Genomic DNA, 18,165 nt, shown 5'->3' on the forward strand with positions numbered 1-18,165 from the left:
TTCCCGCCTGACCGACGCCCGTCGGCGGCGTTCCTAGCCCTCGCCGCCTGAGCGGCCCCTCTGACCAGCCCTCCCAAGTCCAGCGGCATTCGCCGAGATCCGGAGATCGTGATGACCATCGTGAAGGACAGCCTGTACATCGGCGGATCGTGGGTGGCGCCGGCGAGCGACCGCGCGATCAACGTCATATCCCCGCAAACCGAGGAGGTCGTCGCCACCGTCCCCGAGGCGAGCGAGGCCGACATCGACGCGGCCGTCGCCTCCGCCCGCGCGGCGTTCGAGGACGGCCCGTGGCCAGGCACCTCGCCCGCCGAACGAGCGTCGATGATCCGCGCGATCTCGGCGGCGATCCAGGCCCGTTCCCAGGAGTTCGCCGAGACCCTCACCACCGAGATGGGCGCGCCGAGCACGTTCGCGCTGTTCGGCAACACCTTCGCCGCGGCCATGGTGCTCGACGGCTTCGCCGAGCTGCTCGACACCTTCCCGTTCGAGCAGGAGCGGCCTGGTCTCCTCGGCCGGATCCTGGTGGCGAAGGCACCGGTCGGCGTCTGCGCCGGGATCGTTCCCTGGAACGTCCCGCTCTTCCTGACGGCCTCGAAGATCGGGGCGACCCTCGCCTCCGGCTCCACCATGATCGTCAAGTCTGCGCCCGAGTCGCCGCTGACCGGCTACCTGCTGGCCGAGGTCCTGGAGTCGGTCGGCCTGCCGCCGGGCGTCATCAACATCATCGCCGCGGACCGGGAGATGAGCGAGGTCCTGGTCCGCCACCCCGGCCTGGACAAGGTGTGCTTCACCGGCAGCACCGCCGTCGGACGGCGCGTCGCCGCGATCTGCGGCGAGCAACTCAAGCGCTGCACGCTGGAACTCGGCGGCAAGTCGGCATCGATCGTCCTCGACGACGCCGACCTTTCGACCGTGCTGCCGGCACTGATACCGGCGGCGTTCGCCAACAGCGGCCAGATCTGCGCCGCGCAGACTCGGGTCCTGGCGCCCCGCTCCCGCTACAAGGAGATCGTCGACGGACTCGCCGACCTCGTCGCCGCCACCAGGGCCGCCGACCCGAACGACCCCGAGACCATCGTCGGCCCGCTCGTCGCCAGCCGCCAGCGCGACCGCGTCGAAGGCCTGATCGGATCCGGTATCGATCAGGGTGCCCGGCTCGTCTGCGGCGGCGGGCGCCCCAAGGACGCCCCCAGCGGCTGGTACGTCGAGCCCACGTTGTTCGTCGACGTCGACAACGGGATGCGGATCGCCCAGGAGGAGATCTTCGGTCCCGTCCTGTCGGTAATCCCCTACGACACCGAGGAGGACGCGGTCCGCATCGCCAACGACTCCACCTACGGCCTGTCCGGCTCCGTCTGGACCGCCGACGAGGCACACGGCGTGGCCGTCGGCAAGCGGGTACGCACCGGCTCCTTCGCCGTCAACTCCGGTTCCTACATGGACCTGAAGAACCCCTTCGGCGGGTTCAAGCAGTCCGGCATCGGCCGCGAGATGGGCATCGAGGGCCTCGATGCCTACCTGGAGACCCAGACGCTGGTCCTGCCGAAGGGCTGACCGGCCTTCCCTAGTGTCTCGTGATTCCGGACCGTTTTATGCCACTCTAAGTCATCTCCACAGGTCATATGCTTGATCCTTGGAGTCGAAACAACAAGGAAGCAGCATCACGAGACACTAGGTACCGGCCCCTCCCGAACACCTCACAACAACCCGACCGGCGGACTGGCCGGACCGGGAATAGCCAGCCCCTGAAATTCCTGACGCAGGACACCGGCTCAAGGCGCGGGTCGTGGTGGCCGGCGTCGCACTGTGGACTGCAGCCGGGGCGGATCCCATCGGTCCGGCCGGCGCGTTCCAAGCACGCGTGCTCTGCGAAGCAGCGGTCGCCCGGGTCATCGCCGGATACCGCACGGCACAGGAGGTTCCGCGCAGTGAAGCATCTCACCGATGACGAGATCCGGTCCGCGGCAGACATGCTCGTGGCAGCACGCAAGGGACGGTTGGTGCTGGCTGGATTGCCGGCAGACGTGACGCCGGAGCACACGGCGGATGTACAGCGAATCATCGACGCCGTGAGCGCCAGGATCGACCGACCGGTGCTGGGGTGGAAAAGCTATACGGTATACAAGCCAATGCACCCGCTGTTCTATGCGCCGATCTACGACGTCTACCAAAGCGGCGCGGAGATCCCCGCCCTAATCTCGCCGATGCGGCTCATCGAGCCCGAGATCATGTTTCGCGTCGACCGCGACCTGCCCGTGCAGGACCGTAATTACAGTATTGGCGAGATCATGGACGCGGTAACGGCAGTCGTCGGGTTCGAGGTCATCGGATCACGCTTCGTCGCGGGCTCCTCCAATGGTCAAGGGTCGTTGTACGGCTCGCTGTCCGACCACATCTCCAACGGCTGTATCGTGGTCGGTGACGAGATCCCCCAGTGGCGGGAGGTGGCATTCGAGGACGTGGCGTTGCGGTTGACCGAATCAGACCGTGAACTCGTCTCGGTGATCGGCTGCCACCCCTTCGACAACCCCTTTCTCCCAGTCGTCGTCGGAATCAACCGCATGCGACGGGGTGCGGCTGTAAAAGCGGGTGACATCATCATTACCAGTTCATCGACTAGCTTCTTCTCAGTGGAGGCCGGCGCGTTGATCCGCGCCACATACCAGGGGCTCGGCGAAGTTACGGCCACGTTTCCAGTCAGCGCGGAGCCGTGACTATTTGTGGACCTCGAAGCCCCCGAGCTCGCAGCCGAAATGATGAATTCGTTGATGGAGTCGATCAGCACGCAGGCGGTCGACCCGGGCTCGATGAGGCGAAACGAGAGCTTCTTGACAGGCAAGGACGCCTCTCCAACGAGGGCATCCGGATCAGCCGGCTGCTGGCGTTCCCGCGTGGCCAGAACCTCCCTGAAGGGTGCAACTAGACGATTGCGCAGGTCAGGCAATTGATCACGCGGCTCGTTGGTATTCGTGGAGGAGGCCGCCGAGGCGGTCGATGCGTCTGATTGGACCGCTCAGATCTCCGGCCGGCGGTGCGGCCTCCAGATTGCCGAGGCGGTGCGACTGGGGATCGGTCGCACCGCCTTCGGGTCGTGCGTGGAGGTGGTCAGGTTAGGGGGAAGAGGTATTCGTGGCCGAAGGTCTGGAGGTCCTTGATCGGTTCGATGGTCTTCTTGGGGCCGTCGAAGCGGACGATGGCGGCGCAGTCGTTGCCCAGGAGGCGTCCGGCGGGCCAGGTGGAGCCGCACAGCGCGTTGCCGAGCGCGGGGTAGTCGAACCCGGAGTTGAGGACCTTGGCGAGGGCCTCGGTGGTGACCGAGCCGTTGATCTTCGCGAAGGCCTTGAGGAACAGGTCGGCGGCGCCGTAGGAGGTCAGGGTTCCCGACGCGCTGGCGTCGGCCTGGGAACCGACGGCCTTCAGGTCGGCGTCGATCTGCTTGAAGGTGGCGCTGGGGAAGACGCCGGAGCCGAAGTTGGGCGTCATGGCGTAGACGCCGTCGAGCTGGTCGGCGAGGGGGGCTAGGCGTGGGTCGGCGAAGTAGATGAGGATGTCGCCGGTGTAGCCGGAGGAGCGCAGCGCGGCGACGAGCGGGAAGATCGTGCCTGGGGCGGTCGTCGATGCGACGAGGTTCGCGCCGCTGGCGATGATGTCGCGGGCGATCGGGGTGTAGTCGGACAGCGGCGGCGCCCCGGGGCCCGGGATCGGGGACTTGGCGTAGGGTGCCTTCATGCCGAGCCCGACGGCCATCTTCGCGAAGCTTTTGACGGAGTTCTCCGAAGCGGCGGCGCCCAGCCCGACGAACGCGGCGCTCACGTCGACCGGCTTCTTGCCGGCACCCGCCAGGTAGCTTTCCAGGCCGGCGGACGAGTAGAACGTCTGCCCGGGCAGCACACCTGTGCAGGCGACCGACTGGGTGATGGAGAAGCCGAACTGGCGGTTGTTCCAGCCGCAGTAGTCGTTCGAGATGCCCCAGCCGAAGTAGGGCACGTGCTTGTCGTTGAGGTAGTCCCCGACGGTGGAGACCGTCGCGGTGAAGGGCACCAGGCCGAAGACCTTCTTGTCCTCGACCATCTCGGTAACGGCGTCCTTGGACTTGGTCGGGTCGCCGCCGCTATCGGCGCAGCCGACGTAGGAGAAGGTGTAGCCGTTCACTCCGCCCTCGCGGTTGGCGCGTTCGAACCGCGCCTTCGCGCCGTCGCACACGCCCGGGAAGTTCTCGATACCGGTCGTGTCCTTGACGTCGGCGACGCCACCGATCGTGATGACCTTGCCGTTGACGCCGCGGACCGTGCTGCCGGTCGCGAACTGGATCGGCCCGGCCTTCTCGATCGCCAGTTTGCTGGCGGCGGCGGCGTCCATCGGCGTGCCCAGGTCGACGGGTGCCGAGGAGGTGCCGTTGTCGGTGGTGGAGCTGCACGAGGCGAACGTGACCGCGGCCACCAGCGCCGCGACGCCGGCCAACCCGGCCCGCGCTCGATGGGAACGCAGCAAGATCACAGTTTTTCTCCTTCTTGGAGAACGTCCGGACGTGACGGGTAGCTTCCGACAGCGGCCGCGCCGCAGAGGGATACGAAGGTGAGCTCGGCGAGGTCGATAGCCAGGACGCCAAACGTCGACTGCAGACAGCCGAGCGAAACGGCGTTGATTCTGTTGAGCGCGACTACGGCGGGATCATTCGGCCCGACGGGGCGGTCGTGGCTGCGTAGCTTGGCCAGCACGGCTGGTCTTTTCTTCGGCAAGGGGACCCGTTCGATGGCGACGACCTGATCAGAAGATCGCCAGCGTGGCGAGAGCTGTATCGCATATGCCAGCCTTGCTAGCGTCACGATGCCTTCGGCTGGCTGACCGTCGAGGACAACGTCTGGGGGTGGCTGCGTGGCGACTGGGGCGGCATGTCTCGGTCGATCTGTCCGTCAGCCGTACACCCGGGCTGCCGCGCGTCGATAAGTCGGTCCTCGGGTCTTTCTATGAAGATCGCCACCGAGGTACCCGCCGCTATGCGTTCGAAGCCTGTCGCGACGCCGTACACCTACGGCGACACGGGGAGGCATCCCGAGGCGAGGCAAAGGCAGCTCCTTGTCCGTAGGATACGGACCCGATCGTGACGTCCTGCTCGAATTCCGATGCGGACGCCGGCCTCAAGACTTCCCTGACGACAACTCTACGCCCCCGTAGGCAACAGGAACTCGTGCCCCCTGCGGGGATCGTCCCCGCAGGGGGCTGGCTGCCGGTCGCTGGAACAAGACCGGGAAGAGCGATCCAAGCGGCCAAGGCCGTGCGGACCCCGCCCGGCCCACGTCGACCTGGATACACAAGAAACCTAGAGAGAGCGAGAAGGGGGCGGCGGGCTAAGGAATTCCGCCAAAAATCACAACCTCGGATCATCTGGAGGTGGATTGTTGGCTCGCCGACAGTCGAGTGTTGATCCTGTAGTTGATGTCGCTCTCGAGTTCGACGATGAAGTAGTGCGCGGTGTGGCGGGACCGCGGTTGTTCGGTTCGTCGTCGGTCGCGCTGGCACGTCGCCATTCGGTGACCGCGGCGCGGCGACCTGTCCGGCGAAGACCGGCGCCAGGGTCCGCGCCGTGGTGTTATTAGAGAGGTTCGCCACACCAGTAACCGTCGCGGTTGAGTGCCGCGGGTGGTGGGACGGCGGCGAAACTACCACCCGTCGAGTCGACGTTGATGAAGTTCTCGCAGAGGATCGGCTGGGTGGGCTGGGACAGGTTGATCGGGGGGATCAGGCCGCTGGCGGTGAAATCCGTCACCCTGCGGAGGGTTTGGATGAGCGCCTGGCGGGTGGGGCAGGGTCCGGCGAGTTGGAGTCCTTGGATCATCTCGTCCGCGGCCACGTAGCCGGCGAGGGCGAGCTCGTCGGTGGGGTCCGCCAGCTCCGGCGCGTATACGGTCATGGCTTTCTGGTAGGCGTTCATCGCGGGGGAGCCCTGCGCGGCGACACTTGACATGATCGACATTCCGGCCATGTCGCGACCTCGCTGGGCGAGCAGACCGGGGCTGAAACCGGTAGCATTCAACGCCACATTGATCTTGACCCCGAGAGACTTGGCCTGCGCATAGATGTCGATAAAGGGACTCGACTGGGCGGCGCCGACGAGGGTGTCCGCGCCGGAACTTTTCAGCTCGTCGGCGACCTTGGCTGGGTCGGTGACCCCTTCGGTGTAGGTGACCTCGTCGACGATCTGGATACCGCGGCTTCGCAGGCTGGGGACGAACTGTGCCGCGAGGCTTCGGGACGCCGCGACGTTCGGGTCGACGACGACGAGCGCCTTCCTGCCGCCCTGTGCCTTGACGAAGTCGCCAAAGACGGAGGTACCGCCGGTGTTGAACAGGTTGCCGGCATGGAAGAGGTTGGGATGGTTGCTCCAGGTGGCGCTCGTCCCGGTTCCGGTGACCGGGATGGTCTCCTTATCGAGCCAGCCGGCTGACTCGTCGAGGACGATCGAGGTGGCGATCAGGCCGAAGACGTGCTGGGTGTCGACGAGGTCGTGCGCGACCTTGGAGAAGGTCTCGGCGTCGGACTGGTCGTCGCCCCATACCAGGTCGATCCCGCGGTCGTGGACGCCGCCGGCGGCGTTCTGCAGGTCGATGCGCGCCTCGACGCCGCTGCGGGCGGCCTTGAAGGCGGAGGCGATCTCGGCGGGCCCGGTGTCGGGATAGATAAGTCCGATCTTGATGGAGGTGGGCGTCACGCCTGGTGCCTGGGTCGGGCAGGCGGCGGCCCCGCTGGTGGCCGAGTTCGACGGCATGTCACAGGCGGTGAGGCCGGAAAGCCCGACCAGCACGGCCGCGATTGCCCCTGCAGAGGTCCGCACGCGCAGGCGACGAAGGATCATGACGCGCCCTCTCCCATCGAAAGATCTATGTTAATAGTGGCAATTCGGTCATTTTTCGTGGCCCCACGTTAGCGTGCCGCCCGCGACGAGATTCCAAGGGAACCGGCGGCGTGTCGCATCGAGTGAAGCCCGGCGATGCCAGCTGTGGATCTTTCTTCGAATGGGTCCTTGCGGTGCGAACAATCTTAACTCGCGATGTCGATGTCGATGTCGATGTTGGTGGGCGCCGGGCGGCGGGCAGGCCGGCGGCATGAGGTTTGCCGTAGTTGTTTGGTTGATCGCCCGGATCGGGACGACGATCGGTCCCGTGTTGGCGCTGTTCGGGGCCGTCGCCGAATCGGGGTTCTGGAGTCCCCACGGCGTTGGCGTTCGGTGAGCTGGCAGGCGCGGCGGCCGGGCGGGGTGTTTATGGTGACGTTGTACCTGCCGAAAGTACGTCCGGGCAGGTCAGGTGGCGTGTTCGTACTCGTGCAGGATGCCGCCGAGGCGATCGTGTCGGCGGACGGTGAGACGGGTCAGCCGGTCCGGCTCGGTGATTGGTTCGGGCAGCGGTTGGAGTGGTCTGGCGTTGGCGATGCTCTGGTGGGGGTGGGAGTTGTAAAACGCCTCGTACTGGCGGAGGGCGTGCAGGAGCTGCCGCTGGTTGTAGATCAGGGTGCGGTCGAGGAGTTCGTGGCGGCAAGTTCGCACCCACCGTTCCATGATCGCGTTCAGGCGGGGACGTGGATGCCGCTGCGCACGATCGTGGTCCCGGCGTCGGCGAGGATCGCGTCGAACAGCGCTGGGAATTTGCCGTCGCGGTCGCGGATGAGGTAGCCGGCGGTCGAGGCGGCGTCCTGCAGATCCATGGCGAGGTTGCGGGCGGCCTGGGTGACCCATGCTGCGGTGGGGTGTGCGGTGGTGCCGAGGATTCGGATGCGGCGGCTGGTGTGTTCGATCACGGCGAGGATGTAGAGGCGTGTCCTGGTCAGGGGCACCGTCTCGAGGAAGTCGGCGGCGAGGATGGCGTGGGCCTGGGAGCGCAGGAAGTCGGCCCAGCTGGTCGCGGTCCGGTCGGGTGCCGGGTCGATGCCTGCCTCGTGCAGGATCTCCCAGACCGTGGGCGGGGCGATCTTGATGCCGAGGGTCAGGAGCTCGCCGTGTATGCGGCGGTAGCCCCAGCCGCTGTTTTCTCGGGCAAGGCGCAGCACCAGGGCGCGGATTGAGGCCACAGTACGGGGCCGTCCGTGCTGCTTGGGTCGGGAGAGGGCGGCGTGGTGGCGGGCGATCAAGGCGCGGTGCCATCGCAGAACGGTGTCCGGGCGTACGAGGAGTCGCAGGTGGCGCAGGGTTGGCCGCGGCAGCGTGTGCAGGAGCGCGGCGAGCAGGGCGCGGTCGGCGGGTCGGAACTGGATCCGTTGGCGTCGAGCTGGCGTTACAGCACGGCGATCAGGTGGCGCAGGGTGAGGATCTCGATGTCCTTGTCACGGTCACCGCGGGGCAGTAGGCGCAGCAGCGCGAAGGCGTTGGTGACACCGAGGTAGGTCAGCCGAAGCAGCACGAAGTGGCATCCTCGCGCAGCCACCGATCCCGACGAGTGAGGGCCGGGTGCTAGGAGGGCCATGGTCGGCAGCCACGGCTGCGACTGTGCTGAGAGGGCGGATGGCATTTTCGGCGGCCACGGGGCCCTGGTACCTCGACGTCGGCCACCACATCGCTTCCGTGCTGAGCGACGCGGACCGTAGAAAACGCGAACGCGACCTTCTCGCGCACTACCTTGACCGCCTGCGGGCAGGCGGCGTCGAGACACCCGCCTGGGACGAGGTGTGGAGCGTTCTTGGCCGCGGCGTCCTGGACGGCTTTTACCTCTGGGGTGTCACGGTCAAGGTCGACCCACCATCACCGCCGCACTCCTGGAACGTCTCGGAACGGCCGCCGCCGACCACGACGCCTTCGCCACGGTCGCCGAGGTAGGGCGATGCCGCGCAGGTTCTGTGTGTACGACTGGGCGGTCGCGGCGGGGTCCTTCCTTTCGCGGGAGAGGTAAACGGACCCGCGGCCGGTGGGCAGCGGGTCCGTGGTGAGGGTCCGATTAGACCGGTGCGCGTTCGTGGGTGGCGTCGAGGGGGTCGTGTCCGTCGTCGAGGAGGTGGTGCAGTTTCTCGCCTTCGACGTCGACGTTGGGCAGGATCCGGTCGAGCCAGCGGGGCAGCCACCAGGCGGCGCGGCCAAGCAGGGCCATCACCGCTGGCATGATGGTCATGCGCACGACCACCGCGTCGAAGAGCACGGCGACGCCGAGGGCCAACCCGATCGACTTGACGATCGATTCGGGCGACAGGATGAATCCGGCGAAGACGCTGATCATGATGAATGCGGCGGCGGTGACGACCCGGGCTCCGTGGCCGAACCCGGTGATCATGGCCTGGCGTGGGGCGCTGCCGTGCGAGTACTCCTCACGCATCCGCGTGACCAGGAAGACCTGGTAGTCCATGGCGAGGCCGAACACGATGCCGACCAGGACGATGGGCAGGAGGCTGAGGATCGGTCCGGTCTGCTCGATGCCAAACAGGTTGGCGAGCCAGCCCCATTGGAACACTGCCACGACGGCTCCGAACGTGGCCGCGATGCTGAGCAGGAAGCCGAGGGTGGCCATCACCGGCACGAGCACCGACCGGAACACCAGCAGGAGCAGGACGAACGCCAGGCCGATCACGACGATCAGGTAGGGCACGAGCGCGTCGCCGAGCTTGGTGGAGACGTCGATGTTGATGGCGGTCAGACCGGTGACACCGATGGCGGTGCCGGGCGCGCTAGGGAGCTGTCGGATGGCGTGGACCAGCTTCTCGGTCGCAACATCGCTTGGTCCGGTCGTCGGGGTGACGGTGAGCAGGGCGGTGTCGCCCGCCTGGTTGATGACGGCCGGGGATACCGCGGCAACGTTGTGGAGCCCACGGATCGTCTGCGTGGCTTGGTCCGCTGCTGCCTGTGCCGACCCGGCGCGCGCGTCGATGGTGACGGTCAGCGGCGCGTTGAAGCCGGGCCCGAACGCGCCTGCCAACAGATCATAGGCGTGACGCTGGGTGGTGGCAGGCGGGGCGGAGCCGTCGTCCGGCATGCCAAGGCGCAGGTCCAGGGCTGGTATCGCGATGACACCGAGTCCGATGACGCCGATGAGCAGCGCGAGGACCGGGCGGTGGGCGATCGCCCCAGCCCGCCTCGTGCCGATGTTGGGTGCCGGCGTGGCACCGGCCTCTTTCAGGTCGCGGGCGTGCAGCCCGCGGGGGTTCCGGGAGATGCGCTCGCCGGCGAAGCCCAGCAGCGCCGGCAGCAGGGTCAGCGCGATGAGCACGGCGACGGCCACGGTGAACGCGGCGGCCAGCCCCATCTGGGTAATGAACGGAATTCCCGCGACCGCCAGCGCCGCTAGCGCGATCACGACGGTCAGGCCGGCGAACACCACCGCGGAACCAGCGGTTCCGACCGCCAGGCCGGTAGCCTCCTCCCGATCGCGTCCGGTGGCGATTTCCTGCCGGTACCGGGAGACGATGAACAGCGCGTAGTCGATACCCACGGCCAGACCGAGCATCAGGGCGAGTGTCGGCGTGGTCGACGACAGGTTCACGAACCCGCTCATGGCAGTGATCGCGCCGATACCGATGGCGATACCGAGGATCGCGGTCAGCAGCGGCAGGCCGGCCGCCACCAACGAGCCGAACGTGATGAACAGGACCACGGCGGCGACGGCAATCCCGATGGCTTCACCCGCGCCCTGCGCAGGCTTGACCGTCAACGCGTCGCCGCCGACCTCGACGGTCAGGCCCTGGGCCCGGGCCTTGTCCGCCACGGCGGTGAGCGCGCCGCGGGCCGGGTCGGTCAGCTCCGCCGACGGCACCTGGTAGGTCGCCCTCGCGACGGCCACGGTGCCGGCGCTGTTGACCGTGCCGGGCTGGAACGGGTCGCTGACCGAGGCCATCTGTGGAGCCTTCTTCAGCTGTGCGATCGCGTCCTCGACAGCCGGCCGCATATCACTGAGCCGCTGGCCGTCCGGCGCGGCGAACACGACATTCGCCGTGGCGCCACCGGCCGACGCCTGCGGGAACCGCTTGTCGAGGAGGTCGATCGCCTGCTGCGACGGCGTACCCGGGATGCGGAACGCGTCGGAAGTAGATCCGGACAAGGTGGCGGCGCCGGCCAGCGCGCCGGCGAGGACCGCGAACCACACCGCCGCGACCAGCCACCGTCGTCGGAACGCGAACCGGCCGAGCCGGTAGAGGAACGAGGCCATGAGTGTCTCCTGCTCAAGGGAGTTTGGGATTCGCCAGCCACAGACGGGCCCTGGATGCAGGCGTGGCGATTCGGGTCCCGCCGGCATTCGTGGCTCCCGGCGACACGGGTGACGCTAGTCGTTCGGCAAGGAGTTGACTAGCCGATCGTAAGGTACGTCACCTGCTAAACGGCTAGGATCTTGCTTTACGAACGACAAGTTCGTGCCGCACATCGACGGTGCCGTGCACTGGCCGATCGGCAGGTTGATTACTTGCCAGTCGGCAAGCTAAGCTGTGGCCCCTTGAAGACTCGGCAAGGAGCGATCATGAGCCTGGCGGCGCTGAAGGCACCCGGAGTGACCGATACCCGGCGCCGCATCGTCGACACGGCGGTCCGCCTGTTCACCAGGCACAGCTTCGCGGGCACGTCACTGCAGATGATCGCGGACGAGCTGGACATTACCAAGGCGGCGGTCTACCACCACTTCCATACCCGCGAGGAGCTTCTCCTCGCGGCGGTCGAGCCGGTGCTCGAGCCGTTGCGGACCATCGTCGAGACGGCCGAGACGCAACGCACTCCCCAGGCCCGGGCGGAGTACATGCTCGTTGGCTACGCCAACCTCGCGGTGCGCAATCGTGCCCTGCTCTCGGTGTTGGCCGCCGACCCTGGCGTGACCGATGTCATGCTTACCCAGCATGGCCTGGATGACTTGATCAACCGTCAGTTGAATCTTCTCGCCGAGGTCGACCGCGGCCCCAGCGGGCGGGTCAAGGCCGCCCTCGTGCTGGCCGGAATCCCCGGCGCGGTCGCGCCGAGGCTGATCGGCCTCGACGATGACGTCCTGCTCCAGTACGTCATCGAGGCGGGCCGCCGCACGCTGGGACTCCGCACACCAAGGCGGTCCACCCGCGACGCGGCACCTAACGTGCCCGAACGTCGATAACGCATCAAGCAGGTTCACTGCGGCAGAGGCCTGTCCCAGGTGGCTGTGGGTGCCCGATATCCGGTCGCAGGGTTGCACCCGGGTCCACGTGCCCGGCCCAGGCAACCTGCCCGCGAGGTCACGGACCAACCGCGACCCGACCAGCCCGTGCAGCGCTGGTCGCCCTGCAAAAACTCGACTGGCTCGCCAGACACGCTCGCTAGAAGTACTACCCGCCAGGTCGTTGTCGATCTGGACAATGAGGTGGCGGACATCCGAACTCAGGTGGGCGGGCTTTCGTCACTGCCGTCGGGTCGGTCGTATGCGTCAGATACCGAGGTAGCGCAGCACCGCCAGGACGCGTCGGTGGTCGGCCGCGGAGACTGGCAGCATGAGCTTGGTGAAGATATTCGCGACGTGTTTCTCGACGGCCCGTTCGGTGACGGTCAGCTGTCGCGCGATCGCGGCGTTCGACCGCCCTTGGGCCATCAGTGCCAGCACCTCGCGCTCGCGTGGGCTCAGTGTGTCGACGGCGGCGCGGCTCTGGCTTGCCCCGATCAGCTGGCTGACCACCTCGGGGTCGAGCGCGGTGCCGCCGGCTGCGACCCGGTCGAGTGCGTCGACGAAGTCCTTGACGTCCAGCACGCGTTCTTTGAGGAGGTAGCCGACTCCTGCCGAGCTGCGTGCCAGCAGCCGGCTCGCGTACTGGGTCTCGACGTACTGGGAGAAGATCAGCACTTTCAGGTTCGGGTCCCGCTCGCGCAGTTCGATGACGGCGCGCAGTCCCTCGTCGGTGTGGGTAGGTGGCATTCGGATGTCGGAGACGACGATGTCCGGTCGGAGCTGACCGACCGCGGCCTTCAGCGCCTCGCCGTCTGCCACGGCGGCCACGACCTCGTAACCTTCCTCGACGAGCAGTTGGACGAGGCCTACCCGCAGGACCACCGTGTCTTCCGCGATCACTATCCGCACGGGTCAGCCTCAGTCTTCCGGTCCCTGAACGGAACGTCCACGGTGATCATGGTGGGGCCGCCCGGGGGACTGCTGACCGCGAGTGAGCCGCCCAGCGTGTGCACGCGTTCCGCGAGGCCACGCAGCCCGCTGCCGGCACCGGCGTAGCTGGCTCCCCCGATCCCGTCGTCGCTGACGGTCAGGCGCAGGGTGTCGCTGTCGGTCGCGATGCCGATCGAGCAGGCCGTCGCCTGGCTGTGCTTCCCGGCGTTGGCCAGCAGTTCGGTGGTGGCGAAGTACAGCATGGTCTCGACTGAGGCCGGCGGCCGGCTCGGCAGGTCTACTCGGACCGTGGTCGGGATCAGCCCTCGGGCGGCGAGCGTGGCAAGCGCCGGTTCGAGGCCGGCATCGAGCGCGGGTGGGTGAATTCCTCGCACCAGTTCGCGAAGATTGACGATGATCGTCTTGACCTCGTCGCGTGACTCCCGGACCAGCTCCCGTGCCCGCGCGACGTCGGCCTTGTCGAGCCGGCTCTCGGCCCGCCCGAGCCGCATCCCGAGCGCGACGAGCTGGGCCTGCGCACCGTCGTGCAGGTCACGCTCGACCCGGCGCAGCGTCGAGGCGGCCTCATTGACCGCATGCAACCGGGTCTCCTCCAGCTCTCTGATCCGCAACGAACTGTCCGAAGGGCCGAGCAGCTTCGGCAACAACCAACGGTCGAGGCCGAGCACGGCCCGGGTGAGCCAGGGCGCCGCCGCCAGCACCAGCACGCCGACGCAGCTGACCGCCAGCCCCAGCGGCCAGCTGTCGAGGTAGAAGTGCCCGAGCTGGAAGCCGTAGGAGCGCTCGGCCCTGCCGGCGTCGGCCTCGCGCGACCCGATGACCTTCGACAGCACTGGATAGAACAGAAACGTTGCGCCGTAGGCCCAGGGCAGGAAACCGGCCGCGAACTGGACCGCGCCAGCCGGGATCCGGACGGCGAAGCAGCCCACGGCTCGCCAGGCGACCGGGTCGGCCAGATGGTAGGTGAGGAAGCCGAGGACCCCCCGCCGCCGCCGGGGCCGGTCGGGTCTGGCGACAGGCAGCCACAGCAGCGAGCCGGCCAGCCACCGCTGGACGTTCGCGAGGCCCCGGTCGAACGCGAGCACCGGTATCAGCACAGGTGCGACGACGAACACCGTCGCCGACAGCGCGCCCACCAGCACGGTGGCGACGACGGCGGCCACGCCTACGCAGGCGGTCGGAAGGCTCACGAGCGCGTAGAGGCATTCCCGCCAGGCGCGCGCACCGTAGGCCGTCCGCAGTGCGGCACCCAGACCGCGCCCACCCCACCCTCGTGCCGTCGGGCTCCTCACCGTCCGGCTCCTCGTCGTCCGCCGTCCACGGTCCACCTGCCCATCGGTGCGTCGCCCCGGTACGTCGTCGTCTCGCCCGGCCGGTCAGGACACGTCCCGGCGCTTGACCGAGACGAACCCGGTGGCGAGCAGCACCGCCGTCCAGACCACCAGGATTCCCAGGCACGCCAGCGGCGGGTAGACATCGTTGACGTCGTGACCGTTGCTCATGACGACGAGGCCGCTGGTCACGGGCAGCGCGGCGACCAGGTGCTCGGCGAACGAGCCCGGCAACAGGCTCAGCACGAGCGGCGCCACGTACTGGAGACTGGCCATCGCGCCGATGCCCGCGGCCGGGTGCTGCACGATCGCGCCGATGGCGAGCGCGATCAGGCCTGTCAGCGCCATGAACACCCCGAAGGCGAGGATCGCGCGCACCGTGGTGGCGTCGCCGATCGACGTCGAGGCGTGCTCGCTCGTGATGGCCGAGCCGACGAGGAACGCCGCCACCGCCACCGCCTCCGCCACCAGGAAGAGCAGACCGCCGAAGACGACGGCCTTCGCCGCCAGGATCGGCGTCCGACGCGGGGTCGCGAGCACCGAGGCGCGGATCATCCCGGTCGCATACTCCGACGCCATCAGCAGGACACCGAGGACACCTACGGCGAGCTGGCCGAATGTGGCGCCGGGCTGCAGGATCACGGCGACGTTGTCGGAGGTGAAACGTTCCTTCGTCGCCGCGTCGAGCGTCGGCCACGACGACATGAGCGCGGCGGAGGCGAAGACGGTGAACCCAAGCGAGATCACCGCCATCGCGAACAGGGACCAGCCGGTCGAGCGCACCGTCCTGATTTTCGTCCACTCGGCCCGACACAGGTCGCCGAACCCGGCGACCCTGGCGGCATCCGGAACGGCAGCAGCCCCCCTGCGAGACGCGATCGTGGCGGTCATGATGCTCCCTTCGCGGCGTACTCGACCGAGCCAGCCGTCAGTCGCATGAATGCCTCTTCGAGCAGTGCCGGTCGGGCGACGGCAGGAGTGGCGGCGTAGAGCCGCGGGTCGGTGTAACGCTCGACGAAGTCCCCAGTCGAGCAGTCCGCAAGCAGCCGGCCCCGGCCGAGGATGAGCAGGTGATCGGCGGTCACGGCCATCTCGTTCATCAGGTGCGAGGAGACCAGCACGGCGCGGCCCTCGGTGGCCAACCGCTTCAGCAGATTCCGAAGCCACCGGACGCCTTCCGGATCAAGGCCGTTGACCGGTTCGTCGAGGACCACGACCCCCGGGTCGCCGAGCAGCGCGGCGGCGATGCCGAGGCGCTGCGCCATGCCGAGGGAGTAGCCGCCAGCCCGGCGGTCGGCCGCGTCCCGCAACCCGACGAGGTCGATCACCTCGTCCACCCGGTGGATGGGGAGGGCCTGCGACTGGGCCAGGCACAGCAGGTGGTTCCGTCCCGACCGGCCCCGGTGGAACGATCTCGTCTCCAGCATGGCGCCCACCCGGCGCAGTGGGGCGTCGAGCTCGGCGTACGACCGACCGTAGACGGTCGCTGTACCAGCGTCCGGCCGTTCCAGACCAAGCACCAGCCGCATCGTGGTGGACTTCCCAGCACCGTTCGGACCGAGAAAACCGGTCACCCTGCCAGGAACGACCGAAAAACTTAGATCATCGACGACCGTCTTGCCGCCATAGCGTTTCGTCAGGCCAAGCGCGCGGATCGCCGCCACCTGAGGATTTTCCTTGGAGGTCATGCCTCGAGACTGCCGATTGTGAGCCCTCCGCCGCGAGGGCGCGGCCCCCTGTCTTCCAGGTGGGGATAGCACGAATCGCCGGCGTCCACCCGGACTTCGCGCGGCACGACAATCATCCCCACGCTCAGCGGCGGACGGGCCCCACACATCACTATCCGCGCCCCGCCCGGCCGCTGCGCCTGCCAGCTCATCGAACGCCAACGCCGTGTAGAGCATCAGAACTTCGATTCGGGCGATGACCTGTACGTATGCGTGTCCGCAGGACTCGTGTCGGGCAGGCTGGCTGGCATAGTGTGATCCCTGCTCCACGGCCCGGCGTGCAACGTCCTCGGACTGATGGCGCTTCAGACCCGCGGGGACCGCGCGAAGGACCTGGGAACTCTCGTCCTGCACCACCAGCGCAGGAACACGATTGTCGACACCGAGCCCGCCATGATCTCCCGTCGCGGTGTCTGCTCAGTTCAGCGCCCTGACCGTGCGGTTGCACCCCACAGGTCGTTGCCGAGCCAAGCCCGAACGGGAGGCTGAGCGCGACGACGACGGTGCTCAGTACGGTGACCAGGCGGAGCCGCGGCCAGTTGGCCGCTGGGATGAGGGGACGCAGGTCCTGCGGCTGCCGCTGGCATAGTGATCGCCTCTGGCTGGTTTTCGCCGGCTGGGACCGCCGTCGTATGGGTGCGGGTCATCGGTGTGCCCCGGTCCCTCCGGCCAGGAGGGCAAGGTCGAAGACCTCGCTTAGGCCGATCATGTAGGAATGGGTTGAACCCCCCTTGGACACGATCCATTACCCCACGGTAGGCGTCGTCGATCTTCAGGTCGGCCTTCACCGTGCTGGTCTCGACCTGGTAGGTCAGCCGTAGGCCCAGGTGGCGGTACAGGTCCGTCTTCTCTACTAGTTCCACTTCGGCGAGTGCTGTGGCTACGTCGCCGAGGGACGTGACCAGGTTGCTGATCTCCTCGCGGGTGAGCTGTCGTTCCTGTCCTTGCCGTACTTGGCGGAGGTCCCGCTCGGCGGTGGTCTTCTCCGCCTGGGCCTGTGCGATCCAGCCGGTGACGACCGCGGGGTCGGCGCCGGCGTCCAGCGCGGCTCGGTAGCGGGCCAGCTTGGCGTTGCTCTCCTCGATTGCCCGTCGGGCCTGCTCGGTGGCGAGGTCGTCGGAGACGTGCCGCTGGGCCAAGTGGCAGCAGACCAGCCAGTCAGGGCTGCGTGATGGGCGGGATACGGATCCAGAGGGTGGCGCAGGCGGCGACCAGCATGCCGTCCCGGGCGTAGAGAGCGGAGGAGGCGCGCAGCTTGCGGCCTTCGGCCGAGTCTGCGCGCGCGACAACGACGTAGGTCTCGCCGGGAAGCACCGATCCGGCGACGGCGACGGTCTGGCGGGCCAGCAGCGCAGCCAGTGCCTCGGTCGGCAGGGCGGCCTGGTGTACCCAGAAGGACGCGCAGTCGAGGGCTGACCACAACAGGTGCCGACCGATCGTGCCATCGGCGCTGGCGAGTGACGGGTGGACGGTCCACGGGGTGGCCGTCAGGCCGGGCGGTCCGCCGGGGACCGGGCCGGCGAGCAGCCGCAGCCCATCGCCGGGCGCGCGGCCGGTGCCACACCCGAAGCAGTTCGGGAACGGGTGCCCGCCGCCGCCAGGAAATCCGGGAAATGCCGCCGCCGCCTGCTCGGCCGCCGCGAGCTCGATGAAGGGTGCCGGATTGGCGCGGATGCTGTCCGGTACGGCGTGTGCCTCGACCAACAGCGTCCCGTCGTGCAGGAGGCGCACTCCGCCGTCGACCGCCGCCTCGACGGTCAGCGTGACGTCCAGCGGTGTCCGTGCCCGCAACACTACCTCGGCCGCCCATCCGGACCCGGCCGAGCTGTCCTGCTCGGGGAGACGCTCGGCCACCGTACCCGCGATCCAGCCGCCGTTCGCGCTTCCCGGCGGCCCCTCGAACCGAGCCGGCACGGTCACGGTGCCCGTCGAGGTCGGGACCTGCATGTCGATCCGGTCCAGTCTGCCCACCCGCAGGATGCTAACGATCGGCCCTGTCCCATGTGCCCCAACGTGACCGAACGCGTCAGACCGGGACTGTTTCACCAGCGGCTCTGTCGCGCATCC

Annotated in this window: 16 protein-coding genes; 4 read left to right on the forward strand and 12 right to left on the reverse strand. The window is 67.9% G+C overall.

The genetic code is table 11. The features are described from left to right. Positions 1-111: 111 nt before the first annotated feature. Together FRCN3DRAFT_RS0213025 and FRCN3DRAFT_RS0213030 are read left to right on the forward strand one after the other, a co-directional pair. Positions 112-1,557: an aldehyde dehydrogenase gene (locus FRCN3DRAFT_RS0213025; RefSeq protein ID WP_007514091.1), complete on the forward strand. Its 1,446-nt coding sequence runs from the start codon at positions 112-114 to the stop codon at positions 1,555-1,557. A gap of 374 nt (positions 1,558-1,931) precedes the next feature. Then, positions 1,932-2,717, forward strand: a complete 786-nt coding sequence (locus FRCN3DRAFT_RS0213030; protein WP_007514092.1) for a hypothetical protein — start codon at positions 1,932-1,934, stop codon at positions 2,715-2,717. A 391-nt stretch (positions 2,718-3,108) separates the two neighbouring features. On the opposite strand, the gene FRCN3DRAFT_RS0213035 is transcribed toward FRCN3DRAFT_RS0213030, so the two are convergent. The 6 genes from FRCN3DRAFT_RS0213035 to FRCN3DRAFT_RS58135 all read right to left on the reverse strand — a co-directional run bounded on the left by FRCN3DRAFT_RS0213035 (position 3,109) and on the right by FRCN3DRAFT_RS58135 (position 8,396). Further along, entirely contained in the window at positions 3,109-4,500 is a 1,392-nt protein-coding gene (locus FRCN3DRAFT_RS0213035; protein ID WP_007514094.1) for an ABC transporter substrate-binding protein, read from the reverse strand. Continuing rightward, positions 4,497-4,829, reverse strand: a complete 333-nt coding sequence (locus FRCN3DRAFT_RS0213040; protein ID WP_131803615.1) for a hypothetical protein — start codon at positions 4,827-4,829, stop codon at positions 4,497-4,499. Before FRCN3DRAFT_RS0213040 ends, FRCN3DRAFT_RS0213035 begins: the two co-directional genes overlap by 4 nt. A gap of 767 nt (positions 4,830-5,596) precedes the next feature. Continuing rightward, entirely contained in the window at positions 5,597-6,856 is a 1,260-nt protein-coding gene (locus FRCN3DRAFT_RS0213045) for an ABC transporter substrate-binding protein (RefSeq protein WP_007514096.1), read from the reverse strand. Positions 6,857-7,303: 447 nt separating this feature from the next. Continuing rightward, positions 7,304-7,546 carry an integrase gene (locus tag FRCN3DRAFT_RS58125; protein WP_232794028.1) on the reverse strand — a complete coding sequence of 81 codons (243 nt, stop codon included), beginning with the start codon at positions 7,544-7,546 and terminating at the stop codon, positions 7,304-7,306. Positions 7,547-7,566: 20 nt separating this feature from the next. Further along, positions 7,567-8,067, reverse strand: a complete 501-nt coding sequence (locus tag FRCN3DRAFT_RS58130; protein ID WP_007514099.1) for a hypothetical protein — start codon at positions 8,065-8,067, stop codon at positions 7,567-7,569. Positions 8,068-8,270: 203 nt separating this feature from the next. Next, positions 8,271-8,396, reverse strand: coding sequence for a hypothetical protein (locus tag FRCN3DRAFT_RS58135; RefSeq protein WP_007514100.1), 126 nt, complete (start codon positions 8,394-8,396; stop codon positions 8,271-8,273). Positions 8,397-8,497: 101 nt separating this feature from the next. Between FRCN3DRAFT_RS58135 and FRCN3DRAFT_RS0213060 the strand changes: the two genes are divergently transcribed. Then, entirely contained in the window at positions 8,498-8,809 is a 312-nt protein-coding gene (locus FRCN3DRAFT_RS0213060; RefSeq protein ID WP_007514101.1) for a hypothetical protein, read from the forward strand. A 118-nt stretch (positions 8,810-8,927) separates the two neighbouring features. On the opposite strand, the gene FRCN3DRAFT_RS0213065 is transcribed toward FRCN3DRAFT_RS0213060, so the two are convergent. After that, positions 8,928-11,123 (reverse strand): MMPL family transporter, encoded by a 2,196-nt coding sequence (locus FRCN3DRAFT_RS0213065; RefSeq protein WP_007514102.1) that lies wholly within the window; start codon positions 11,121-11,123, stop codon positions 8,928-8,930. A gap of 306 nt (positions 11,124-11,429) precedes the next feature. Between FRCN3DRAFT_RS0213065 and FRCN3DRAFT_RS0213070 the strand changes: the two genes are divergently transcribed. Next, the gene (locus FRCN3DRAFT_RS0213070; RefSeq protein WP_007514103.1) at positions 11,430-12,047 is read left to right on the forward strand and encodes a TetR/AcrR family transcriptional regulator; all 618 of its coding nucleotides are present in this window, start codon (positions 11,430-11,432) and stop codon (positions 12,045-12,047) included. A gap of 306 nt (positions 12,048-12,353) precedes the next feature. Here FRCN3DRAFT_RS0213070 and FRCN3DRAFT_RS0213075 read toward each other — a convergent pair whose 3' ends face one another. The 5 genes from FRCN3DRAFT_RS0213075 to FRCN3DRAFT_RS0213095 all read right to left on the reverse strand — a co-directional run bounded on the left by FRCN3DRAFT_RS0213075 (position 12,354) and on the right by FRCN3DRAFT_RS0213095 (position 18,069). Beyond that, on the reverse strand, positions 12,354-12,998 hold the full coding sequence (locus tag FRCN3DRAFT_RS0213075; RefSeq protein WP_007514104.1) for a response regulator: 645 nt from the start codon (positions 12,996-12,998) through the stop codon (positions 12,354-12,356). Beyond that, positions 12,989-14,332, reverse strand: coding sequence for a sensor histidine kinase (locus FRCN3DRAFT_RS44315; RefSeq protein WP_007514105.1), 1,344 nt, complete (start codon positions 14,330-14,332; stop codon positions 12,989-12,991). Before FRCN3DRAFT_RS44315 ends, FRCN3DRAFT_RS0213075 begins: the two co-directional genes overlap by 10 nt. 84 nt (positions 14,333-14,416) lie before the next feature. Beyond that, entirely contained in the window at positions 14,417-15,262 is an 846-nt protein-coding gene (locus FRCN3DRAFT_RS0213085; protein WP_007514106.1) for an ABC transporter permease, read from the reverse strand. Further along, the gene (locus tag FRCN3DRAFT_RS44320) at positions 15,259-16,059 is read right to left on the reverse strand and encodes an ATP-binding cassette domain-containing protein (protein ID WP_007514107.1); all 801 of its coding nucleotides are present in this window, start codon (positions 16,057-16,059) and stop codon (positions 15,259-15,261) included. The genes FRCN3DRAFT_RS0213085 and FRCN3DRAFT_RS44320 overlap by 4 nt, the downstream gene beginning before the upstream one ends. Positions 16,060-17,256: 1,197 nt before the next feature. Continuing rightward, complete coding sequence (locus tag FRCN3DRAFT_RS0213095) at positions 17,257-18,069, reverse strand: hypothetical protein (protein WP_051466247.1); 813 nt, start codon at positions 18,067-18,069, stop codon at positions 17,257-17,259. Between the last annotated feature and the right edge of the window lie 96 nt (positions 18,070-18,165).

It is taken from the genome of Pseudofrankia saprophytica, assembly GCF_000235425.2.
In the GTDB taxonomy this organism is placed as follows: domain Bacteria; phylum Actinomycetota; class Actinomycetes; order Frankiales; family Frankiaceae; genus Pseudofrankia; species Pseudofrankia saprophytica.